This is a genomic window from Vibrio coralliirubri, from assembly GCF_024347375.1.
In the GTDB taxonomy this organism is placed as follows: domain Bacteria; phylum Pseudomonadota; class Gammaproteobacteria; order Enterobacterales; family Vibrionaceae; genus Vibrio; species Vibrio coralliirubri.
In genome coordinates this window covers 1,507,143-1,531,873 of sequence record NZ_AP025470.1, presented here as the reverse complement: position 1 = coordinate 1,531,873, position 24,731 = coordinate 1,507,143, and the positions used below count along the sequence as shown (strand labels likewise).

Genomic DNA, 24,731 nt, shown 5'->3' with positions numbered 1-24,731 from the left:
GGGCGAAAAAACCGAGCGGTAATGGTAAGAATTTGCATCACTCGAGCAGAGTATTTGTCGTTAAGAACACATCATTCAAAAGTGTCGCAGCAGTTAAAAAAAAGACCACATTGTTAGGAATCAATATGGTCTTTAAAGCAGTCATTGTTGTTACTCAAACGTCAGCTAACTCAATAATGTTCGGCTCTAAGAGAACTAAAGCTCACATCAAACACTTCACCCGCATAGTCGCTATCAGGCTTAAATTGTGGGTAGATGCCCGCTTTGAAATAGAAAGCGATGTCTGTCGATGTCCAATCTGATGTTAACGAAACCGTGTCCCCATCTTTATCTGTGTAATCTTGTCCCCAAGGGATTAAATGAGAAACGGTGTTGGTTCCATCTAAATCATGAGTCGCCAAGTAGACACCATTTTGATTGGCACGAATCGTATATCGCCACTCTTCACTCGCCGAATAAGTACCTAACTCGACACTGAACGGGTCACAATGATTACAGTCTTGGTTGTTGCGCTCAAAATCAGAGTTCAGTATCACTCTTACTGGCTTACTCTCGCCTTCCCATAATAGTTTCACCAATGCTTGATTGATCTTCCAACCATGGATTTGTCCAAGTACCACTTTTGGATCTTGATTGTTGATGTTCGGGTAATCTTCAACTCGCAAGGTGGCGGTGAGCTGATGGTTAGTTTTATTGGTTCGTGTGTCGTTCAAATACCAACTTGTATCTTCATCGCCGGTGCTGCAGTCCGGTTGAGTACTGCTTTGATACAACTCCCTTAACTCAGAACGAATATAGTTAGAGTTTTGTGTACTAGTGCCATAACCCATATCTGCTCTAAAGTGCATTCTTCCTTCATCGGTATTGAAATAAGAAAGCCCAATATCGCTGTCGTAGACATCACTGTCGTTGGCGAGAAGGTCTTTGCTCGATTCACAGCGCTCAGGTTCTAGTTCAGCAGCACTGTCACCGCCACTTCCATACCAAGTTTCTTTGCTCGCAGGAATCGTCAACTTCCAATCGTTAATATCCCAATCGTTTGAGCCGTTGACTTGTGTTGTGGTGTATCGCAGTGCCTGAAAGTGAGCAGTGGCTTCACCATTTTCAAATTGATTATAGATACCCGCTTTAAAGTAACTCAGTAGGTGCTGCCAGTAGGTGATGTCTTCGTCGACTTTAACTTCATCGTTCACTTTGATCGAAAGGGTGTTTTCATAAACAGAAAGATCAAACTTGGTGAAGCTATCGAGATCCGCCTCTCCCAAATCGTAGCGATTATATGAAGTGGCATAACAATCTGAAGAGTCAGCGGCACTGCTACAGTCAATGGCATTATTTTTCATGACTGCCCAGTAGTGACCTGTGAGGCCATCTCGTTCTTGCTCCCAAACCACACGCAATAGCGGATGAGGGATATAACCCGTACCACTCTCGTCTGTGCCTTTGTTGTGGATCTGTAGTACGGTCACTTCATCATGATCAGCGGGGGAACTCGCCATTGAATGCTCAATATCAGGCAGACTTATTTCCGCATGTAGACTGCGTCTTACGCCAGCTTCATTGATATCGAAGTTTTCTCCCTCACGAACTTCAGAGCGCATCTTGTAGTTCGCCATTTTGAAGATCAGATTCTCCGTCTCTTCGTCAGCATAAAAATAATCACTGACATAACCATCGAAGTTACCATCTTTGACTTCAGAGGTTTTATTGCCCTCCTCCCCATTAGGATCAGATACCTGAAGATCTGAGCTGGAAAGGATGTTTTGATATTTGGCAATATCATAGGGAGCAACAACACCATAAGACGTTCCTGGGTTATTGCTATCAGAAGGATCACTACTGTCACTTGAGTCACTGGAACTGCTTCCACCGCAGCCATACGTAAGCGAAGCGAGTACTACGACGAAGATTGGCTTATTCACATTTATCTCACTTATCCATAAGAGTAGAGTGATAATGTATATTTGTACTATTTTATGTCAATTATCTATTTATCAGAATGTGAGATGCGGCAAATGAAGTGAAATGAACGGATATTGCGTAGAGTTAGAATCAAGAACAACGCAGAAAGGCCACTCTAAACTCGATAGTTATTGAGTGGCTTTCAAACCAAAAACCAAAATTAAGACATTGATTTTATAACGTATTAGAAAACAATTTAAACTTTAAAGCTGCTCATCAACTCACTAACGCTACCGTTAAGTGTTTTGATTTCTGCTGATTCAGTCAACTGATCTTGGCTTAACTTATTAAGCTCCTCAACAAAGCTTTCAATCTTATGCATGTTCTTAGCGATGCTTTGAATTAAAGCGTTTTGCTCAACAGACGAACCCGAAATGTCATTGTTAAAACGACTCACCGTTTCCATCTGTTCTGTTAGCTTCGCCAACATATTTACCGCTTGAACCACTTGAGCACGAGTCATTTCACAGTTGCTTTTGGTCAACTCAATCGATTTAACCAAACCATCTGATTTAGACTGCAAGCCAGACAGCGCTTCATCAATTTCAGAGGTACTGATTTGAGTTCGGTTGGCTAACGCACGGACTTCATCAGCAACTACCGCGAAACCTCGACCATGCTCACCCGCTCTCGCCGCTTCAATTGACGCATTCAATGCCAACAAATTAGTTTGTTCCGCAATTCCGCCAATCACAGACACAATAGACTGGATGCTCTGCGTTTCATTGGCCATTGAGCGAATGTCATCAGAAGTGGTGCAGACTTGCTTCTCAAGATCACTGATATAGGTTTCCGTAACGGTGTTAATCTGTTTCGTCTCATCACTGAACACAGCGGCCTCTCTTGCAGCTTCTGCCGCCGACTGAGAACTCTTCTCGACTTCGTTTGATGCTTCAGACAAGCCGTTAATTGCAGAGACCACTTGAACCGTTTCATCAGTGTGAACTTTCAGTACATCGCTGGTTTCTTTACAACCTTCACGAATACTCAGTACCTTAGTATCGAGATCCGAGTTCTTAAATTTGACGTCCTTAACCATCTCTTGCAGGCCAATGATGAACAAGTTGATGTCTTTGGCGATATGCCCTAAGTCATCATTCCCCTTCTCAGCAAGCCTTTGAGTAAGGTCTCCGTTACCTTGAGATAGATCGTGGACGATTTTTCTCAGTGACACGATTGGGCGGTAGAAGCGATTCAGAAGTAAAATCATCAATATCACCGAGCCAAGTACACATGCCACGATAAGGATACGCGCACTCGACATCACGCCATTCAACTGATCGAGCGCGAGTTCAGGGTCAATACTGGAGATCATGTACCACTCTTTTTGGCTGCCAATATCCACTTTCTTGGCCATCAAGATTCTCTGGTTACCATCAATAACACCCTCAATGAATTGATCCGGCTGTTCAATGGCACTGTTGAGTTTCATTTGAGTATCTGCAGAAGATATATTGCTTTGCGGAAGTACGTTTTCGATTGTCGAAGCGACCACCATCCCCTTCTCGTCGATGATAATGCCTTTGGCTTCGTAGATGCTGTCCAGCTGTTCAAGCTGAGTTTCCAAATCATCAAAACGTATGTCGGCCATGATGACACGATCTTGGTATGAGTAGGTCACACCGATCATAGGCACTTGAGTACTCTTAGTGAAAAACAGATCACTAAAAGATAAGCCTGATTTCAATTTAGCTTGTTGATACCAAGGTCGAGTGGTTGGATTGTACTTTTCTTTTATCCCAACGCCGTTAGGAAAAGACTCTGAAGGGCGAGAAGTATAAGAACGGCCGTCGTCAAAACCCACCACAATCTTGTCAATGCCACCGAGCTTTGCAGCATAATGCATCAGTGCTTCATTCGGCACTTGGTATGGGGATTTCATGAACTCTTGTGCAACAGAGTTAACGGTATCAATGGTGCGCTGAACGGTACTTTCTATTTGATTAATTTCTATCGTAAGCGAGTGATCAATCTCGTTATAAATCGTTTGGTTTACCTGTTCAGTGGCCAAGTTAAGCGTAAACCAGTTCGTAAATGCCAAAGCACTGGAACTTACGATCGCTACCATTAAAATCAATTTTCCTTTAAACCCTAGAGACAATTTTGAATTCATAAAACTCATCATCCATATCAACCTATGTCTATTATTTTTATCCGAATGAAATGGTTATTTTTTGCATTTTCGAAGATACGGGAAGTGAAACCTGTTCATGCCGAACCATCGTCACAACCATCAATTTAATTAATATTGTATGTTTAATTGACCAACCATTCTGTGAGCGATCTTGATATATTAAAACTGGCTAAAATCGCCCTGTGACATAGGTATCATTTATGAGTTTGGATTTAGTTCGAAGTTAAACATTGACGCATAACGCATTCAAATAGATCGATTTTTAGATAATTAACTCATCATTTCTCCGATAGCACTTTTTCGGAAACTCTTCTTCTTCCTCTCACCCAGCTGAGTAAAAAAGTGAGTCTCAACTCACACTTCTACCAACTAACCATTCACTAAAGGCATTCAATCTTAAAATTTATTTGTAATACAATAAGCCTTAAGTTATGGTGTATTTGAATCATAACTTAAGTTCTTTTTGGATGCTTTTGTTCAGTTCAAAGTGATAATTGAAGCAGCCGCTTTAAGGTCATTGAACGCGTTTAACGTAGAAACTGTCGGGGGATCTCGTTATTCGTTTTTTCACTTGCTATTGATCATTTGTTTTTCCAGACGGCTCGTCCGAACATGCCCATACAGTCACCAGCTGTGTGGGCTTTTTTTTACTTTCTTTTCAGGCCCGATGTTCGAGCGGTGTTAAGCCATCACCAACAATCCTGTAAGTGCGCTGGTTTAAGCTTGCGAGGAAAAGTGAGTGAGTTGGTGATAGAAGGCTTTGAATTTACAAACAGATATAGAAAAAATAGGAATTGAGGCAGTAAAATAGTCAAACAGAGTTTTGAGTAGAAGTAGAAGTAGAAGTAGAAGATTTTAACGAGGGAACAAAGGGTTGGGTATGGCAGATAAAAACGAACCTCGCTGAGGTATCGCCGCCTAAAAAGACAGGCAATACCCTAGCGAGGTCGTACGTCGATTACTTCTCTAGTTTAGCGAAGTAGTCGAAGATTACTGGTACGTCGTTGTTACCCATGCCTGCATCAACAGCAGCTTGTAGGCTTGTTGCAGTACCTTGAGCGATTAGAGACTCAGTACCTAGCTCTTCACAAAGAGCAAGGAAGTAACCAAGGTCTTTGTTTGCGTTAGCAACAGAGAAACCTAGCTTCTCTTCGCCGTCTACTGCGTAGAACTTACAGAATTGCATGAACGGAGAGTTAGATGGACCTGCAGACATGATGTCAAACAGTTGTTGGCCATCAACACCAGCGCGTTGAGCAACAGCGAAAGCTTGAGACATAGTCGCAACAGTCGTCATACCCATGAAGTTGTTTACAAGCTTAGTCACGTGACCAGAACCTAGAGCGCCTAGGTGGAATACGTTTTCGCCTTGCTCTTCAAGAACAGGTTTAACTTTGTTGAAAGTTTCCATGTCGCCAGCAGCCATGATGTTCAGAAGACCATCTTTAGCGTGTGCAGGAGTACGACCTAGAGGTGCGTCGATCATGCCCGCGCCTTTTTCAGCAAGAGCTGCGCCGATTTGCTTAGTAGAAGCAGGGATAGAAGTACCGAAGTCTACTAGTACTGCGCCTTCTTTGATGCCCGCTAGAACGCCATCTTCGCCGTAAACGATTTTTTCAACAACAGCAGAAGTTGTAAGACAAAACTGAACGATATCACTTGCAGCAGCTAGTTCTTTAGCAGAAGTGAATGCAGTTGCGTTGCCGCGATCTGTAACGCGAGCAACAGCTTCAGCGCTTAGATCCATTACGTTTACGTGGTAGCCGCGCTTTTGCAGGTTTTCAACCATGTTGCCGCCCATAAGACCTAGGCCAATGAAACCGATTACAGGTTTAGTCATGTTTAAACTCCAAATATAGTATTGTATGATTATATGCTCATTATAATAACTACGTCTTTCTCGTTACGCAATAGTTTTAGGGCATTGATTTAATGGTTAGACGTAAGTTGTGACGGGGGTTCACTTTACGAGAAAATATGGGTCACGCTTTGTACTTACAGGAACTATTTGCCACTTTAAAAACCGTCTATTGATGAAATAACATACGTTAAATGTCATACGATTAGTAAGCACAAGCTCCGCCATTACCTATGTATAGTTCACTATTCCCGTAATCAGCCAGTGATTAGACTGTTCACGCAGAAGTAAGTCATATCAGTTTTTAGGAAAAAGGGGGTGGCGCCCTATTCTTCTAACAAAGCGATACATGCGAGTCTCGTAAACGACTCATGCACATTTCATTAAGCATAGTGGCTAAATACATGCCCGATCTTTGTGTGTATCAGCTTCCAGGTTCAGCCCTTGAGCTACTGACTTGGCATCGAGAAGCGATTGCTCTCTGGGCCAATTAGTTTCGTTTCAACCTGCCGGGTTTCCAACTTTGCCAACTAATACAACTTATCCAACTTACTAACTAGCCAAACAAAAAAACTCCGAGCTTTCACTCGGAGTTTTTAATATCTAGCTTCTGTTGCTTCAGCGAATTACAGTTCGATTGAAACCGTTTCACCGTCAACATTTAGCATTAGCGTGTTGCCTTCAAGCTTGTGAGACACTTCAACTTGCTCGCCTTCGTTCTTATTAGGAACAAGAAGCGTCAGGATGTTGTGCTCTTTCGATGGCTTGAATTCCACTTCAACGTGACGGTGGATTTCAAGATCTTTGAACTCGTATGGGTCAACTTCGCCAAAACCTTCAACATTCTTAACTGACGTGATGTTGTCAGCAGACTCATTGATGAAGTTTACGTCTAGGTGCGCAACTTCGCCACGGATAGTGAAAGACTTGTCTGCCACTTCGTTTGCGAAAGTTGTGTGCATTAGCCAAGTCATGTCTTTCTCTTCAGAAAGCGTTGCCTTGTCTTGCATTACGAATACTTTACCTTGAACAAACCAGACCTTACGCTTGTAAGATTCAATTTCAGGAACGAAGTACTTGTAAGACGCTGTTGCATCACCTTCAACCATCTTCACATCAGATTCAGTGTCGAAATCAGAGATGTTGCCGCCCGCTTCGATACAGAAGCGATCTTGGTGGTTTTCGTAGCCTGTGTTCTTGTTCTCGCCATACTGACCTTTACCGCCAAATAGTGGAAGGTTTTTAGAGAACGTTTGACGACGCCATTTCGTGTGCATATCAACACCGAAACCACCGTAGTAGCCAGTGATTGACGCTAGCGTTTCACCGAATGCATGCAACGTGAATGCGTTTTGGTCACCGTGAGAGTGGCTGATTGAGCCAAACGGAGAACATTTGAATACCATGTGAATATGGTTATCACGTTCAGTCATCTTGTTGTGGAATGCAGCCCAACCCGTGATTGGGAATACTTTCAACAGTGGATCATTCGATGGTGCTTTCTCTTCAGGAGCATCCCAAAGGAAGTTAAAGCGAAGATCGTCGTAGCCGAAGTCCCACCAACCGAAGTTGTAGAATTTGGTGTGTGCTTCAGTATCACGGCCTTTCAGTTGGTTGTAGTACCAAACATACTCAGGCTTCTGGTTAACACCTGCGTAATGCTTGATGTTGTAAGCCAGTTTTAGACCCGGGAAATCACCGATTGAAGACTGGTCACAGAAGCTCGCGCGCTTAGAGTGAACAGGCATGCAGTAAAGCGGGAAATCACCTGTGTTTTCATAAAATGTTTTGTTGAACATGTCTACGCCACAGTATGCTTTCAATAGGTCGAATGCTTCGCCTAGGAATGCAGTTTGTGTGTTCCAGTAGTCCGGACCTTCAGCCCAACCGCCATCTACACCACCCCATGGTGGGTAGTGTACTGCGTAGTATTCTAGCGCGTATGCAATGTACTCGCCTGCTTTCGGGTGATCGTGGTAAAGCGCGATACACGTTGGGATGATAGCAGAAGAGATAGAACGAACACCGTGGCTGTTCAGTGGGTTGTTCAATAGATCAACCGTCACTTTCAGGTGGTGCATGATTTCGTCTAGACGCTCAATCAAAGCGTCTTGAACTTGCTGACGTTCTTCATCTGTGAAGTAGCCGTGTAGCCAGTCGTAACCCCAAGCCATAGCCGCGATAACACGGAAAGCCGCTTCATCGTTATAGCCTCGAGAAGTCACGCCTTCTGGATCGTACGTAGACAGTTTTAGAGTCCAAGCTTTTGCTTTAGCAATTAGCGCTTCGTCTTCTTTCACAACACCAGCAATTGCTAGGTTACGTGTCGCGTTCAATGCCATTTGGCAATCAACGTACATTTGACGCCAGTAAGGACGCCATAGAGAAGCTTTGCCTACCGTCTCAGCTGGGTACGCTTGAGGCTCTTCGAAAGGAGCGGTCTCAAGGAACTTAACTGTCGAGTTGTTGTAGAAGTCATCAAACATGCAGTGAGCTTCATTAGCTTTCACTTTCGCTTTGAATTCTTCTAACTGATCTGCTTGAACAAGAAGACGTGGACGCGCCTCGCTCAAGTTGTCTAGGAATGATAGGTCGAAGTCACGTTTCTGTACTTCGATAGGGAGTAGGTCTACAAGATTACCTGCTGAAGTATCATTCTCCAGCTTCATCTTCCTGATTGCATCAAGAGATTTTTGGTCGCTCATTCTAACTCACTTATTTTTCAAGTTGATTGAAAGGAATTAAGCAATAATATACATCTTATTGTAGGACAATTGAATCTATTTCGGTTCGATTGAACCATTTTGTACAGTTTTCGTGATTTAGGTCAGATATCTTCCACCTGACGGTTTTTCCGTTTCGCAGAGCAAAAAAAATGCGACGCCCTTTCGAGTCGTCGCATTCTATTATAATCGTTTTCTATGTATTAGCTTTCGGTTACTGCTTTCGCTTGCTTGCCGCCGTCATCGACCGCTTTAACCAATAGCACACCAACACCACCAACAATCACACCACAAAGGATGAAGACTAGGCGCCCCCACATTGGGTTAGTAAGTAGAGCCATTAGCATGATACCGACACCCGCTACCGCAATCAGTTTACCAAGCATTTCACGCTGTTTGTTATCCAGTACTTTCTGTTCTGCTGACTCCGCAACTAATGGAGTAGACAGGTTACCGAAGAACTTATCAACGTCTGCTTGACGCTTCTCAGTTAATGGCTTGTAGAACAGAGTTGATAGGATGAAGAAACCACCAGTCAGCGTAATATGAGCAATCAGACCGATAGCAACCTTAACATCAGACCATTCACGGCTTGTTAGCTCTTCTAGACCAAAGATTGAAGACACCATTTCAGCGTTAACAACGAAACCTACGTAGTAAGAAACAAAACCACCAACTACTAGCGTACCCCAACCAGCCCAGTCCGGTGTCTTCTTAATAAAGAAGCCAAGGAATGCAGGAATTGTCATTGGGAAGCCAATCAGTGCGCCGACATACATCATGGTATCGAACAGGCTCAAACCTTTAAGCGAGTTGATGAACTGTGCAATAAGGATGATTGCAATACCAAACACGGCAGAAGTAATCTTAGAAACCGTTACTAGCTCTTTTTCGCTAGCCGCACCTTTACGAACGATTGGTTCATAGAAATTCTTAACAAAGATACCTGAGTTACGGTTTAGACCAGAATCCATTGAAGACATTGTCGCTGCAAACATCGCCGCAACTAGAAGGCCAACCATACCTGCTGGCATGTACTCTTGTACGAAGTATAGGTAGGCAAAGTCACCCGCTTTCTTACCTGCATCTGGGTAAGCTGCTGCTAGGTCGACACCTTGACCTGCAATGTACCAAGAAGGCATGAACCAGATAAATACACCACAAAGCATTAGCACACACGCTAGTAGCGCCGCTTTCTTCGCGTTCTTTGAGTCTTTAGCCGCTAGGTAACGGCAAGAGTTAAGCATGTTGTTAGTAATAGAGAACTGCTTCACGAAGATGAAGAATGCCCAAATGCTGAAGATGCTTAAGTAGTTAATGTTATTACCAGAAAGGAAAGAACCGCCTTCCGCTACTGGGAAGTTATTCACGATTTCACCAACACCGCCACCTTGAACAACAGCAACAACAGCACATGTCACGGTTACTGCCATGATGATAACCATCTGCATAAAGTCAGATGCGATTACCGCCCATGAGCCACCCGTTACAGACATTGCCAATACAACCAAACCGGTAATCCAGATAGTTGCTGTCATGTCGAAACCGAAGATACCAGAAGCGATGATTGCTAGTGCGTTTAACCATACACCGGCAGAAACAACACTGTTTGGCATTGAAGACCAAGTGAACACTTGTTCGTTAGTCGCACCGAAACGCATACGAATTGCTTCGATTACCGTTACTACACGCAGTTGACGGAACTTTGGAGCAAAGTATGCGAAGTTCATGAAGTAACCAAATGCGTTGGCTACGAAGATGACCGCTACTGCAAAACCATCGTTATACGCTTTACCTGCCGCACCGGTGAATGTCCATGCACTAAACTGGGTCATAAAGGCGGTTGCACCAACCATCCACCACAACATGTTACCGCCCCCGCGGAAGTAGTCACTGGTGGTACTTGTAAATGTTCTAAACATCCAACCTATCGCAATCAAGAATAGGAAATAAATGCCGACAATAATCGTGTTGAGTTCCATCGTGTATCCTTTGTCCGTTGTATTTTGTTACGAGGACTATAGGAAATCTCAAACTTTATTTGTAGTACAATAATCCAAATAAGTGATGGCGATCTTATTTTGATTGATTAAGTTAATTATATATATGACATAGGATGGAATATGGCCAATCCATTAAGGAAATTACTGGCGTTTGAGGTAAAAACTCAAAAAACCAAGACTAAAGAACATCACATCTATTAAAATCAAAGACTTATAAGAAAGTGAGACTTTGCACACTTATTAACAAATACAACCAAACACATATAAATATAAAATTCTCAAAAATAATAAAAGCCAAATCTGAGCTAAATCACCCTCATTTATCACACAATAAACCAGTGTTTTTTATCTATTGAGAGTGGACAATTTCATTAGAATTCTACTTAAATTGATCAATATAGAAGAGGCATATCCAGTTCAAACGATGGTAGATTCAAAATATACAAAAATGAAAAATCATGGATGACGCATAATTATTTGGGGGGAGCTCGAGTGTCTAAAAACGAATATCGAGCGTAATATTATTTTTATTTTGATGGTAAAGAGAACGACCGCTAGGCGTATACAAGAAGGAACTGACTTAAGAAGGAGTTAAGCGAGGATGAACCAAAACAGTGCCACACATGGTGCAACACGCTTTCTAAAAACAAAAAAGGCATGCACTTGGCATACCTTTTTGACTGGTTCAAATGAAGTTGAAAACCGTGTTTAGCTTGCAGTGGCTAAACGGTGGTTAGCATCTTGCAAGTGAGCGGCTGACATTGTACGAGCTTTTTCACTATCGCCAGCCATAATCGCTTCATAGATTCTACGGTGTTCATTGATACATGTGCTGCCCTCTTCAGAAGAGTGCACGATGAAGTTAACGAACATGGTCGTCAGAATATTGCCAAATGGCAGGTAGAAATCGTTACCTGTCGCATTAAAGATCAAGCTATGGAAACGAGTATCGATGTCTGTCCAACGTTCTTGGTCAAACACTTCTGCGTCATCCACTTCAACCATCTTCTGGAAGATCTCTGAAAGCTCGATACGTTGCTCAGCAGTCGCAAATTTTGCAGCTAATGCACACGCTTCAGGTTCAATCGCACGGCGAAGGCCTAAAAACTGAGAACAGAATTGGTCTATGTCGGTTAGACCATCCATCCATTCAATCAGTTGAGGATCAAGAAAGTTCCAGTATGCGCGATCTACTACACGAGTACCGATTTTCGGGCGGGACTCTAACAGACCTTTAGAAGTCAGTAGTTTAACAGCTTCACGAAGTGCCGTACGGCTGATACCAAACTGTTCACACAGCGCCATTTCACCAGGAATAATAGAACCTTGTGGCAGTTCACCAGACAAGATTCCACGAGCGATTTCACGCGCTACTTGCACGTGCAGGCTGCGCTTCGAGCCCGAGATTGAATTAAAAGTGCTAACCATAAGTTCACTTATTTTATATGTTATGTTTATGTATTATTTAAGGATCACTATAACAGGATTTCAACCTAGCGCCAATTGAGTAAATTAGCAACGAGTCGCTCTCTATTAATTTACTCAATGAATCAAACACTTACAAAGCATCCAATTCCGCACAGCTAGAAACATTATGTTACACCATTCATAAATCCGTCATCAAAACGCATCGGTTCTGTCATCCTCGATTTCTATACTCCCTTCCCAAGACATCACTCAATTGGACTGAAATAATGAAACCGACAAAAACAAATCTCACGCTTAAGAGCGCTATTACTGCTGCGCTGATTTTTTCTGGTTCTGCATTAGCAATGGATACACGATACGAAGATCGCTCTGGCAACTTGGTTGCTGATGTTCCTCAAGATGAATCACAATGGGTTGACCCAAACACGCTAATTTTTGCTTATACGCCAGTTGAAGATCCTGCAGTATACGCTGATGTGTGGAGCGAGTTTTTGAGCCACCTTGAAAAAACAACGGAAAAGACGGTTCGTTTCTTCCCTGTTCAAAATAACGCTGCTCAAATTGAAGCAATGCGTTCAGGTCGCCTACATATCGCAGGTTTCAACACAGGTTCTACACCACTAGCGGTTAACTGTGCAGGCTTTGCCCCATTCACAATGATGGCTGCAGAAGATGGCTCTTTCGGTTATGAAATGGAAATCATCACTTACCCTGGTTCTGGCATTGAGAAAGTGGAAGACCTAAAAGATAAGAACCTAGCGTTCACATCACAAACGTCTAACTCTGGCTTCAAAGCACCTTCTGCGATTTTGGACGCTGAATACCAACTTCAACCTGACCGAGATTTCAAACCAGCATTCTCTGGCGCACACGACAACTCTATTTTGGGTGTGGCGCACAAAGATTACGATGCTGCAGCAGTTGCTAACTCAGTATTGAACCGCATGCTTTCACGCGATGTTCTGAAAGAAGACCAAATCAAGAGCATCTACAAATCTCAAACCTTCCCGACTACCGCTTACGGCACAGCGCACAACCTGACGCCAGAGCTGCAAGAGAAGATTCAAAAAGCGTTCTTCACTTTCGATTGGGAAGGCACAAAACTTCAAGAAGAATTTGAACGTAACGGCGAAGCGCAGTTCGTTCCTATTACTTACAAAGAGCACTGGGAAGTGATCCGCACTATCGATACGGCAAACAAAGTCTCTTACACGTGTAGCTAAGTTCAACCGAACTAAAAAGCCAATCACACACTGATAAAACTAACTGCAGGTGTCATCGCCTGCAGTTATTCACCACTCTTTCCGGTTTACTTTCCATGCCTGTCTCAGGCGAACTCTTAGTACACCGCTCTTATAGGAATTCTATGTCTACTCTTACCCTTAAAGGGCTTACCAAGCACTACTCCAGTTCTGATAAAGCCCTTACCAACGTTAGCTTGTCGGTCAATGCCGGTGAAGTGGTTGGTTTAATTGGTCCATCTGGTGCGGGTAAATCAACGCTTATCCGTTGTATTAATCGGCTCACCGAACCCACCAGCGGCGAAGTGATCTTTTCCAATACCAATCTAGAAACGCTGTCTAAGCGACAATTGAGACAATCACGCCGTGAAATCGGGATGATTTTCCAAGAGTACGCGCTGATTGAGCGTTTAACGGTGATGGAAAACGTACTTTCAGGGCGTTTGGGTTACGTGAATTTCTGGCAAAGCTTTACTCGTCGTTTCCCGGAATCGGATATCCAAGCCGCTTATGCCCTACTCGACCGTGTTGGATTGTTAGAACACGCTAATAAAAGGGCCGATGCTCTGTCGGGTGGTCAGCGTCAACGTGTTGGTATTGCACGCGCACTTGCGCAGAAACCGAGATTACTGTTGATTGATGAACCAACGGCCGCACTTGATCCACGTACTGCGCGCCAAATCATGCGACTGATCAGTGAGATTTGTTCAGAGCAACAGCTCCCTGCCATCATCAATATTCACGATGTTCAATTAGCAAAGCAGTTTGTTGACCGTGTTGTCGGCTTGAATGCAGGTTGCGTCGTGTTTGATGACAAACCAAACCTGCTCACTGAAGATGTTTTAACGCAGATCTACGGTGAAGAAGACTGGAGCCAACAAGCAGAAGAAGAGGCCGATGACCTCATCATCACAAGCCCTCGCCTGTCCGAGGCAACAATATGACTCAACCATATCCAAATCAAGTTCAGCAGCATTTAAAGTCAGGAAAACAGAATTCCAAACAATACCCGACACAGTGGACAAAGCCGCCACTGATTTCTAGCCCGTGGCTGCGCTGGAGCTTAATCATCATGGTCGCGGTTTACTTGTACCTTGCGACTCAATCGGTACACGTCAACTGGGCTCGAATTTACGAAGGCAGCGAACGCGGCTGGCAGTTCATTTTGGCTTTCATGAACCCAGATTTTGGTGGCCGTTGGAACAACATCTCACAAGGTTTGATTGAGAGTTTAACCATGACCCTCACATCTACTGTGGCGGGTGTCCTTCTTTCAATCCCATTCGGATTAGGCGCAGCGAAAAACCTTGCCCCTACGCCTGTTTACCTGTTCTGTCGTGCGTTTATTTCGGTTGCTCGTAGCTTACAAGAGATCATCGTTGCGATTCTGTGTGTCGCTCTATTTGGCTTTGGTACGTTTGCGGGCTTTGTCACGCTCACCTTCGCGACCATCGGCTTTCTCGCAAAACTGTTTGCCGATGAAATTGAAGCCATTGACCCAGCACCACTGACCGCAATGCGTGCAACGGGCGCGAGTTGGTTACAACAGGTGAATTACGCAATTCAAGCACAGGTGATGCCGCGCTTCATCGGACTTTCGATGTACCGACTCGACATCAACTTCCGTGAGTCTGCTGTGATTGGCATTGTTGGCGCAGGTGGTATCGGCGCAACGTTAAACACAGCAATGGACCGTTACGAATACAGCGCAGCAGCCGCTATTCTATTGATTATTATCGTGATTGTGATGTTGTGTGAGTACCTATCAACCATAATCCGTAAGCATGTGCAGTAAGGAACGACCAATGAGCACGCTAAATGAAACACCGACAAGCGCCATCAATCGTACCCAATGGCATCGCTACGACAGTAAACAGAGCCTCATGCTTTGGCTAGGCTGGCTTTGCTTTGTTGCTTTGACAGTATTCGCATGGCAAGTCATGAACAAAGATACGATTTGGTACTTTGTGACTGACTCACCGAATCAATTTGCTGATATATCTTCACGTATGTGGCCACCAAGATGGAGCTACTTAGAGTCTCTTTGGAGTCCGTTGTGGGACACCATTAACATCGCGACACTTGGCACACTGTTAGGGATCGTACTCGCGTTTCCAGTTGCGTTCTTAGCTGCACGTAATACAACGCCAAGCATGACGTTTATCAGACCTATCGCGCTGTTCATCATCGCGGCAAGTCGTTCAATTAACTCGCTAATTTGGGCTTTATTGTTGGTAGCAATCATCGGCCCAGGCTTGTTGGCCGGTATCATTGCGATAGCGCTACGTTCGATTGGTTTTGTAGCGAAGTTAATGTATGAAGCGATTGAAGAAGTGAATGCAACACAGATGTCTGCAATCCAATCGACCGGAGCTTCTCCGCTGCAGGTATTGAACTACGGCATTCTTCCGCAAGTGATGCCAAGTTTCATCGGCACGAGCTTGTTCCGCTGGGATATCAATATTCGTGAGTCTACGGTTTTAGGCTTGGTCGGCGCTGGCGGTATCGGCTTGAAATTACAAGAATCGATGGCGATGCTGGCATGGCCTCAAGTGACTGTGATTTTCTGTGCGATTCTAGTGACGGTCATCTTCTCTGAATGGTTGGCTGCCAAAGCAAGAAAAGCCCTTATCTAAATACTAAAAACAACGTCAAATAGACGGTTATTTAGGGCGTGTTGACCTTTCGAGCTGATTTTTGCAGCGAGTTGCTGGGTATTTATACAAGACAGAGGCTTCGATGTGTAGCTAGCCTACATGAGAAGCCGATATGATATGGCCCCTAAAAAGTAGACACAGGGGTTTAGTTGATTAGTTCAAAGTCCATGGGACTCACTCCACCTAGAGTCCCATGTCTTCTTACTGGATTATAATAGGTATCGATATAAATTCGACTCTGCATCGTCATTTCTTGTCGTGAAAGCTGATCTAAGTTGTTCATCCACTCTTTCTTATATTGCGCAAAGAAGCTTTCGGAACAAGCGTTGTCCCAACAGTTTCCTTTTCTCGACATGCTGACTTTAATCTTTCGTTTACGGTGCCAACGGATCGTCTCCAACGCTCGATACTGTATACCTTGATCGGAGTGAAACAAAAGCTCGTGACCTAAGGGCTGCCTTTGTTTCCAAGCCTTATTCAGGCTTCTTAGCACTAACTTTGCGTTATTAATGCGACTTGTCGACCAACCAATCACTTTGCGTGAAAACAAATCTAAGACGACGCACAGGTATTGCCAACCATCAGTACAGCGCACCTGAGTTATATCTGACACCCAAACTCGATCGGGTTTATCCACCTTAAATTGACGGGCAAGAATGTTATAGGCAGGTATAAGCGTATTTTGTCTTGGTGCTCGTCCATATCGCTTCTTGCTCGCGCAAGAGCGATAGCCCATATTCTGCAGAAGCCTCTGTACTCGCTTTTTATTACAAATAAAGCCGTTAGCGACCGCTGCTTCCCAAAGCTTTCGATAGCCTGGAATACAATACTGAGCTTTGCTTTCTCTCCTCAAGTAGTGACTTAAAGACTCATTGTCTGTCTCTCGCTTCGATGGTTTCCTTGTTAGCCACTTGTAATAACCCGCTTTAGAAACACCCAACCATTGGCATAGTCGTATGACAGGAAGCTTCACACTGGCCTTCTTAAGGATATACTCGAACCTTATTCTTTTTGGCTGTCGAAGAAAGCCTTCGCTTCCTTTAAGAAATCATTCTCCAGCTCTGCCATCTCAAGCTTCTTTTTCAATTGACGGATCTCTTTCTCCAGTTGTGCAAAGGATTTTTCGGGGCCGTGGTTAGGTATTGGGAGGGAGTTAGTCTTTTTCGATGTCATTTGGCATCTCCATTTAGAAAGTAGCACCGGCGATATTCCTAAGGATAGTGCTACTGACTTAACGGTATCAGAAGAATCGAGAGATCGCTGAACAGCTTCTCGTTTAAATTCGTCTGTATATTGTCTTTGTGATTTTACTTTCATGACACTCAATGCTCTGTATTAAGTGTCTACTTTTATGGGGTCACATCAATAACGTAGTAGAAATGGCCAGCAAACGCTGCCCGAAGGGTTCGAGCTGGGCGCCCCCGCAAAAAGCGTTTTACTCTTTGTTGAGGGGGATTTGCTTAGAATGACTAGGCGACTTCCCCCTCGCCTCGATTAAAACGCTTTTATCTCGAACAAAATTTAACCGCGAAAAGTCAACACGCCCTAGTCAATAAGATCAAAGCCTACTCAATGAGTAGGCTTTTCGTTTGTTGAAACGTAATAAACATTTTTCACCATCAGAACCGCACTTCGTTGACCACAGTCCCTACCCCTTCAATCGTGACACTCACTTGATCTTTGTCGGACAGAGCATAGGTTCTACCTGGCGTGCCCATGAAAATAAGATCGCCCGGTTTGAGGGTAAAATAGTGGCTCAAATAACTCACGACTTTTCGTGGCTTGTGAATCATAAACGAAGTATTTTCTTGTTGAACCACCTTGCCGTTAACAAGAGTGGTTAATTCAACATTGTTGTAATCAATGCCGCGCACAATTGTGTTGCCAACCGGGCCAAAACCATCGGAAGCTTTCGCTCGGAGCCATTGTAAATCGGCGCCTTGCCAACTTCTTTCCGTAATATCGTTGCCCACGGTGACACCAAAGATCGCTTGCTCGGCTTCTTCTTCAGTGGCTTGACTGAGCTCTTGCCCAATCACAACTACCAGCTCACCTTCAAAATGAACGTTTCTTGCTTTTGGTGGCACTTGAATCACTTCGCCCGTGAGAATCAAAGAAGAAGGAAGTTTAAGAAACATCGGCGGTGGTGCATCAGCAGGTGAAGCTAAGTGGCTAGCAAAGTTCATCCCGACGGCGAAGACTTTCTCTGGTTTTGTCGGCAGTAACACCTCAACCGACTCTAACGGGATCGAATTTTTTGCTACCGAATATTCTCCAAAGATATCGCCGCTGATCGGTAACACAACGTCATTGTCTAGCTTTCCATAGCTGACTTTGTCTTGGTATTGATAACGGACGAAATGCTCACTGCTCACCTCAACATTGTTATTTTCTGCCGCCAATGCGACGCCAGATATCGTAACTATTGCCAATAACCATTTCATCCTTGAATCCCTTCATTTTTAAATCCTAAATTATACTTTAGCCCACTCTGTAAGATTCGAAGGAAAAGGGAAGCTCCGTTGCCCCATCCTCTCTCCCACTTCTAATAAAAGCTGCACGCAAAAAAAACCGAGCAACTCGCAATGAGTTACTCGGTTTGACTTATTCCCGATGTATTCAGTCGTTGTTGGTATCAACGAACGATTTTGCAATCACGACTGAATTCAATGTGATGCTTCGTTCCCGCAAAGCACCACATCAACACAAGCCATCGTTAAACGGCATGTGTATTAATCATTTACAGTTGAGCAAATGATCCTTCCCACGAGTATGTCTCGCCCGCGAACTCAACAGTGTGAGTTGCTTGCTGCGTGTCTTCAGCTTGGTTTGAGATACCGTAGTGGTAAGTGTTACCAGAAGTAGTCTGAGTGCGAACAACAGTCCCGACACTGTTATGGCCCACAACAGATACTGATTTAACTAGACCACGAGCGCCTACAGAGGCTTCGATAGACTCGTTAAAGTAACCATGCGTTTCTAATACAGAAGCAAACACGTGGTTTTGACCAGACTGACGTAAGATGAACGCAGGCTCACTCTTAAGGTTGAAGTCTGGATCGTTAGCACCAGTGCGAGCAAAAATCACTTCGCTGCCCGCATTCGCGCTGGTTACTAGGCTGTAGTAGCTGCTGTCATGTAGCCAGCTTACTAAAGAACCTTCTTCGTTCACTTTGCCTGAAGCAACGTTCCATAAGTGCTGGTAACCGTTGTCTTCACCTAGCGGCTTAAGCGTTTTTTCCATGTTGTAATCAAAGTCAGTACGGATGATCTGGCCAGAGTGGTGAACTGGCAGGTCGTACTGGTGCTCAGCGTCAGCTTCGATGCGGTAAACATCAATCACTAGCGGCTTTTCGAACTCAGGAAGATCAGCAAGAATCACGCTGCGTTGCATGTCTACGCCAGTGTAGTACTCAGAAATCGTGCCGCTCATACCTTGTAGAGACTGGTCGTCTGCTACGAAGAAGTGCTTCTGACCAAACTTAGACTCAGCCAGTGCTGTGTTGAAGTTGTTCTGTGTTTTCTGATCAACCGTTACTGTGTTGTGAGCAACCGTCTGCTTACAATAAGACTTGTTCTCTGGGATGTAACGACCGCCAAACTTAGGCTCAACGTTTACCCAACGACCGAAGCCGTAATCGTGCAGCACTTCGTGGCCACGGTTGAATACGCTTAGGTGCAAGCCATCGTAGTGACCGTGGTCTAGCGCAGAGTGATACTGGTGGTCAGAACCGTGCTGACCAAACCAGATCAATGCCATTGTGTCGTCGTCTTGCTCATCACGGTGACGAAGGATGCTTACGCCGCCTTTTTCGCCTTCAGGGCCGTCCATTACAAACAGGCTACCCCAGTTAAATGCTTTGATGTCGTCTGCTGCATCAACCGCGTCAGACAGTGTTTTACCTGAAGCATGAACCCAAACGTTTTGTTGGTGATCAGCCATGCCAAGCAGAGTTTCTGTCTGCTCGTAACGGTGGTAACACACAGACGTTGCCATGATAACGCCTTCATCGTTGATAGAGATTGTCTTCGATGAATCGTTTAGAGCTGGCAATGTACCGTCTGGGAATGCTGTTTTGAATACAGAGTACGACGTTGTCTTGATCACTGAATCGTTGAATTCATAGATACCAACTTCAGGCTGACGACGTTCAATCGCTTCTGCAAACAGGTAGATTGGACGTAGCGAGAAGCGGTGGTAGTAAGGACCTTCCATGTAGTAGCCGTCTGGCGAGAACAGTTGGTCAAGTTGTGCTAAGAAACCGCCGCTTACTTTGTCTAGTTTCAGGCCGTAAAGCGCTTTGTCTACTGACTCTTGATCGTTGATTGCGTAACCACAGATACCTACCGCTGCCACTGCCCATAAGCCGTGGTTGTGTACGATATCGAAGTCGTGTGCGTAAGTCACAACGAACATTTCGATCATCTGCTTTAGAAGATCGTCTTCGATCAGACGCTTTTGCTCTTCAGAGATGGTGTGGTAAATACAGCTGTACGCACAAGAAGCGTAAAGCATCCACATGTTTTCGTTCAACGTTTGGTGGAACAGCTTACCCGGAGGGTTAGAGTCACGGCTTACGTTGCTTTCAAGTGTTGGATACACCGTCGCGTACGCTGTTAGCATATCAACGATGTAATCACGGTACTTTGTTTCCTCAGTGATAAGGAACAAACGGCCCGCTAGATCCATATGGATGTAGTTTTGTTTGTGACGGTTGTGCTCGTAACCGCCGCCTTCACCGTGACCAGGTACTTCAATGCCAACTTCCGCCATGTAAGCGTCAGTTTGTTTAATGTCGCGAGTCAGTGCGTTACCTAAAAGGCTATCCTTGCCAAGTTCTTTACGAAGCTCTGCTGCTTCATCAAAGTTAAGTAAAAGTGGTTGATAGCTCATTATTATTTCCCCTGCTCTGCTAATTCTGGGTTTAAAGTTGTTTCTACTGAGTAGAAGCCTGTCCAGCTGTATACTTTGCCGTTCAGCTCTACTTTGTGTTCAGTGCTGTCAGTCGCGCCAAGTTGGTTGCTGATCATCACTATCACGTTTGATTTCTCTGTGGTGATCTCAACTACCGAACCGATATTCGTGTGAGCCACTACTTTGATGTCTTTCACAACACCACGTGCATTAACTGATTGCTCGAATTCTTCGTTGAAGTAACCGTGCGTTTCAACAACAGAGGCAAACAATGTTGTTTCACCTTTGCTGCGTAGAATGAACGCAGGCTCTGAACGTAGGTTGAAGCTTGGGTCGTTAGCGCCAGTGCGAGTAAAGATAACTTCAGCATTGTCGTTAGACGTTGCACCTAGCCACGTGTAGTAAGTGTTGTTCTGTAGCCAGCTTACCTGTGCTGTGCCCTTCACTTCACCGCTTGCCACGTTCCATAGGTGTTGGTAACCGAAGTCTTCACCTAGAGTGTTCAGCTCTTTGTTTGCTTGGTATTCAAAGTTAGTGCGAACAATCTGACCTTGATATTGGTGTGAGTAGTCGTATTGATGCTCGCCTTCGCCGCCTTTCTCAGAATCTAAACGGTAAAGATCTAATAGTAGCGGAGATTCTAATTCTTCAAGGTTTAGCATGAACACGCTGCGTTGCATGTCAAAACCTTCGTAATGATCGTTAGCAAATGCGCTCATGCCATTGATTTGCTCGTCTTCTACTTTGAAGAAGTGTGGTAAGCCGTGTACTGCATCTGCGCGCTCAACGTCAAAGTTGTTCTGACATTTTTCATCAATCGTTACTGCGTTGTGTGCAATTGTTTGACGAGCGTAAGATTTGTTTTCGTCTAGGTAACGGCCGCCGAATTTAGGCTCAACGTTCACCCAACGACAGAAGCCGTATTCACGCAGTACTTCTTGACCACGGTTGAAGAAAGAAATACCCAGCGTATCAAAGTTGCCGTGACCCATACCGTGTTGGCCGTAGTTCATAACAAGTTGAGAAACGTCGCCTTTCTTATCCTGCATACGGATAAAGCCTTGCGCGCCGTTATGACCTTGAGGGCCTTCGTTCAACTCAACACTTGGCCAGAAAGGCATGCCGATTTCTTTCTCAGCAGAAGCTGCTTCGTAGGCTTTAGATAGCTCAAGACCACATGGATGCATCCATACTGCGTCTTGAATCTTCGCCATACCAAGAATGTTTTGGTCTACGCCGTTTTCAGAAGAGTAATGCTTGCTGTAAACACTTACTGCAACCTGAACACCCATGTCTGTGATGCCCATAGTACGAGAAGCATCATTCAGAGCTGGGAACTCACCGTTCGGGTAAGCCGTCGCCAGCATCGCTTGTACTGTGTTACCAATCACGCCGCCTTTGTAGTTGTAGATATCCACTTCAGGCATGTGACGGTGGATCACTTCAGCGAACACACACGTTGGGCGAATCGCGTAGCGGTGGTAGTAAGGCCCTTCGATGTAGTAGCCAGAAGGTGCAAACAGCTGAGAAACTTGCGCTAGGAAGCCGCCAGTGTCGTTACGGTCAATGCCGTACACTGACATTTCAAGGTACTCACGCTTACCTAAAGCAAGACCACAAATACCGACAGCTGCTACTGCCCAAATACCGTGATTGTGAATTCGGTCGAAGTCGTGTGCGTATTTAACCGTGAACATTTCTAGCATTGGTTCAAAAATGCGAGACTCAATATTGTCGCGTTGTTCTTGTGTCAGGGTTGAAGCAACACAAGAGTAAGCTAAGCTTGAGAACATTAACCAGCAGTGTTCGTTCAGGATTTGGTGGAACAAACGACCTGTAGGGTTAGTGTTTTTCTGTACGTGATAATCAAACGTTAGGTATTTGTCTGCGTACTCTTCTAGTAATTCTGTAACAAAGTCAGCGTACTTTTGCTCTTTAGTGATCAAGAACATGCGACCAGCTAGATTCATGTACGTGTAATTTTGCTTATGGCGGTTATGTTCGTAACCCCCGGCTTCACCATGACCTGGGACATCAATAGGTAAACGCATGAATGCTTCTAGATCTTTCGCGTTCGCTGCAATGGTTTTGCCCATTAAGCTAGAACGGCCCACTTCAAGATGAAGCTGCTCGATTTCTGCTTCAGTCAACAATACTGGTTTAGTCGTCATATTCTTTGTCACCCTCAATAAAGAGTTTATCTGCTTAAACTTTGATTAAATTTTCAAACCCCATATAAAGTAATACAATATGAGCTTTAATTATACCTATTCGTCGCTAAATGATGAGTAGAGTCACACAATTAGCTATAAGTCATTGATGTAGCTGACTAATGGTAAATATTGGCCATTTATTAAGTTGTTGATTTATTTACGCTATATAAAGTATCGCTTGATCAATATCACACAAATTTAGATATATTGTATTACAATTAGGCTCATTCCCTTATGATGGATGCAAGTTAAGTAACACTTAAAAGATTTAAACAGATTAGGAGATACACAATGAACTCTTTCTTTATCCTAGATGAAAACCCATGGGAAGAACTTGGTGGCGGCATTAAGCGTAAAATCGTTGCTTACACTGACGATCTAATGGCAGTACACCTATGTTTTGACAAGGGCGCGATTGGCCACCCTCATACTCACGAAATCCATGACCAAATCGGTTACGTAGTTCGTGGCAGCTTCGAAGCTGAGATTGAAGGCGAAAAGAGAGTCCTTAAAGAAGGCGATGCTTACTTCGCTCGTAAACACATGATGCACGGTGCTGTTGCACTAGAGCAAGACAGCATCCTTCTTGATATCTTCAACCCTGCGCGTGAAGATTTCCTAAAATAATAACTAGCGCAACCTCAGTTGCTAAGGTAAGCATATGAAATCATTAAACATCGCGGTCATTGGCGAGTGCATGGTTGAGCTACAAAAGAAACAAGACGGGCTTAAGCAAAGTTTCGGTGGCGATACACTAAATACTGCACTTTACTTGTCTCGCTTAACAAAAGAGCAAGATATCAACACGAGCTACGTAACAGCACTAGGCACTGACCCATTCAGTACCGACATGTTAGAAAAGTGGCAAGCGGAAGGTATCGACACTAGCTTAATTGCTCAGCTTGATCACAAACAACCAGGGCTTTACTACATCGAGACCGATGAAACTGGTGAACGCAGTTTCCACTACTGGCGTAATGATGCTGCAGCAAAGTTCATGTTTGACCAGGAAGACACGCCTGCTCTACTTGATAAGTTATTCTCTTTTGATGCGGTTTACCTAAGTGGTATTACGCTTGCTATCTTGACAGAGAATGGACGCACGCAGCTATTCAACTTCTTAGACAAATTTAAAGCGCAAGGCGGCCAAGTATTCTTCGACAATAACTTCCGTCCAAAACTTTGGGAAAGCCAACAAGAAGCGATCTCTTGGTACTTGAAGATGCTTAAGTACACAGACACGGCTCTACTGACGTTCGATGACGAGCAAGAGTTGTATGGCGACGAAAGCATTGAACAGTGTATTGCACGTACGTCTGAATCTGGTGTGAAAGAGATCATCATTAAACGTGGTGCTAAAGACTGCCTAGTGGTTGAGAGCCAAAGCGCTCAGTACGTTGCTCCAAACCCAGTAGACAACATTGTTGATACTACAGCGGCTGGCGACTCGTTCAGCGCGGGCTTCCTAGCTAAGCGCTTAAGCGGTGGCAATGCACGTGATGCAGCGTTAGCTGGTCATATTGTGGCAGGGACTGTGATTCAGCATCCAGGTGCTATCATTCCTCTAGAAGCGACGCCTGATCTGTCTCTATAATTA

17 protein-coding genes are annotated in these 24,731 nt (G+C 44.3%); 7 read left to right on the top strand and 10 right to left on the bottom strand.

Annotated elements, in window-relative coordinates; all coding sequences use genetic code 11:
* Positions 1-170: 170 nt before the first annotated feature.
* The 3 genes from OCV20_RS07025 to OCV20_RS07015 all read right to left on the bottom strand — a co-directional run bounded on the left by OCV20_RS07025 (position 171) and on the right by OCV20_RS07015 (position 5,936).
* A complete protein-coding gene (locus OCV20_RS07025; protein WP_086774900.1) occupies positions 171-1,922 on the bottom strand; it encodes a polysaccharide lyase family 7 protein in 1,752 nt (583 codons plus the stop codon).
* Positions 1,923-2,158: 236 nt separating this feature from the next.
* Positions 2,159-4,030 (bottom strand): methyl-accepting chemotaxis protein, encoded by a 1,872-nt coding sequence (locus OCV20_RS07020; RefSeq protein ID WP_086774901.1) that lies wholly within the window; start codon positions 4,028-4,030, stop codon positions 2,159-2,161.
* 1,024 nt (positions 4,031-5,054) lie between these two features.
* Entirely contained in the window at positions 5,055-5,936 is an 882-nt protein-coding gene (locus OCV20_RS07015; protein WP_048607064.1) for an NAD(P)-dependent oxidoreductase, read from the bottom strand.
* A 389-nt stretch (positions 5,937-6,325) separates the two neighbouring features.
* On the opposite strand from OCV20_RS07015, the gene OCV20_RS07010 reads away from it, so the two are divergent.
* Positions 6,326-6,448, top strand: a complete 123-nt coding sequence (locus tag OCV20_RS07010) for a hypothetical protein (protein ID WP_261881432.1) — start codon at positions 6,326-6,328, stop codon at positions 6,446-6,448.
* Between the two features lie 132 nt (positions 6,449-6,580).
* Here OCV20_RS07010 and OCV20_RS07005 read toward each other — a convergent pair whose 3' ends face one another.
* The 3 genes from OCV20_RS07005 to OCV20_RS06995 all read right to left on the bottom strand — a co-directional run bounded on the left by OCV20_RS07005 (position 6,581) and on the right by OCV20_RS06995 (position 12,108).
* The gene (locus tag OCV20_RS07005) at positions 6,581-8,659 is read right to left on the bottom strand and encodes a DUF4962 domain-containing protein (protein WP_086774902.1); all 2,079 of its coding nucleotides are present in this window, start codon (positions 8,657-8,659) and stop codon (positions 6,581-6,583) included.
* A 221-nt stretch (positions 8,660-8,880) separates the two neighbouring features.
* Positions 8,881-10,659: a sodium:solute symporter family transporter gene (locus OCV20_RS07000; protein WP_086774903.1), complete on the bottom strand. Its 1,779-nt coding sequence runs from the start codon at positions 10,657-10,659 to the stop codon at positions 8,881-8,883.
* Between the two features lie 729 nt (positions 10,660-11,388).
* A complete protein-coding gene (locus OCV20_RS06995; RefSeq protein ID WP_048613948.1) occupies positions 11,389-12,108 on the bottom strand; it encodes a FadR/GntR family transcriptional regulator in 720 nt (239 codons plus the stop codon).
* 266 nt (positions 12,109-12,374) lie between these two features.
* Here OCV20_RS06995 and phnD point away from each other — a divergent pair, with 266 nt between their 5' ends.
* The 4 genes from phnD (at position 12,375) to phnE (OCV20_RS06975) (ending at position 15,985) form a co-directional block, all read left to right on the top strand.
* Complete coding sequence (gene phnD / locus OCV20_RS06990; RefSeq protein ID WP_086774904.1) at positions 12,375-13,331, top strand: phosphate/phosphite/phosphonate ABC transporter substrate-binding protein; 957 nt, start codon at positions 12,375-12,377, stop codon at positions 13,329-13,331.
* A gap of 143 nt (positions 13,332-13,474) precedes the next feature.
* Positions 13,475-14,293: a phosphonate ABC transporter ATP-binding protein gene (gene phnC / locus OCV20_RS06985; protein ID WP_086774905.1), complete on the top strand. Its 819-nt coding sequence runs from the start codon at positions 13,475-13,477 to the stop codon at positions 14,291-14,293.
* On the top strand, positions 14,290-15,144 hold the full coding sequence (gene phnE, locus OCV20_RS06980) for a phosphonate ABC transporter, permease protein PhnE (RefSeq protein ID WP_048616505.1): 855 nt from the start codon (positions 14,290-14,292) through the stop codon (positions 15,142-15,144). The genes phnC and phnE (OCV20_RS06980) overlap by 4 nt, the downstream gene beginning before the upstream one ends.
* Before the next feature lie 10 nt (positions 15,145-15,154).
* A complete protein-coding gene (phnE, locus tag OCV20_RS06975) occupies positions 15,155-15,985 on the top strand; it encodes a phosphonate ABC transporter, permease protein PhnE (protein ID WP_086774906.1) in 831 nt (276 codons plus the stop codon).
* A 166-nt stretch (positions 15,986-16,151) separates the two neighbouring features.
* Here the strand turns inward: phnE (OCV20_RS06975) and OCV20_RS06970 are convergent.
* The 4 genes from OCV20_RS06970 to OCV20_RS06955 form a co-directional block, all read right to left on the bottom strand.
* Positions 16,152-17,323 (bottom strand): IS3 family transposase gene (locus OCV20_RS06970; RefSeq protein WP_108721736.1). Its coding sequence is split into 2 segments (ribosomal slippage): positions 16,152-17,041 and positions 17,041-17,323, totalling 1,173 coding nucleotides; the frame shifts between segments, so codons are not numbered across the junction.
* A gap of 302 nt (positions 17,324-17,625) precedes the next feature.
* A complete protein-coding gene (locus OCV20_RS06965; protein ID WP_048616509.1) occupies positions 17,626-18,450 on the bottom strand; it encodes a fumarylacetoacetate hydrolase family protein in 825 nt (274 codons plus the stop codon).
* Between the two features lie 296 nt (positions 18,451-18,746).
* Positions 18,747-20,900 (bottom strand): heparinase II/III domain-containing protein, encoded by a 2,154-nt coding sequence (locus tag OCV20_RS06960; protein WP_086775426.1) that lies wholly within the window; start codon positions 20,898-20,900, stop codon positions 18,747-18,749.
* Positions 20,901-20,902: 2 nt separating this feature from the next.
* Entirely contained in the window at positions 20,903-23,092 is a 2,190-nt protein-coding gene (locus OCV20_RS06955) for a heparinase II/III domain-containing protein (RefSeq protein WP_086775425.1), read from the bottom strand.
* A 333-nt stretch (positions 23,093-23,425) separates the two neighbouring features.
* Here OCV20_RS06955 and OCV20_RS06950 point away from each other — a divergent pair, with 333 nt between their 5' ends.
* Complete coding sequence (locus OCV20_RS06950; RefSeq protein ID WP_048607082.1) at positions 23,426-23,761, top strand: cupin domain-containing protein; 336 nt, start codon at positions 23,426-23,428, stop codon at positions 23,759-23,761.
* 34 nt (positions 23,762-23,795) lie between these two features.
* Positions 23,796-24,728: a 2-dehydro-3-deoxygluconokinase gene (gene kdgK / locus OCV20_RS06945; RefSeq protein ID WP_017061485.1), complete on the top strand. Its 933-nt coding sequence runs from the start codon at positions 23,796-23,798 to the stop codon at positions 24,726-24,728.
* Positions 24,729-24,731 lie beyond the last annotated feature (3 nt).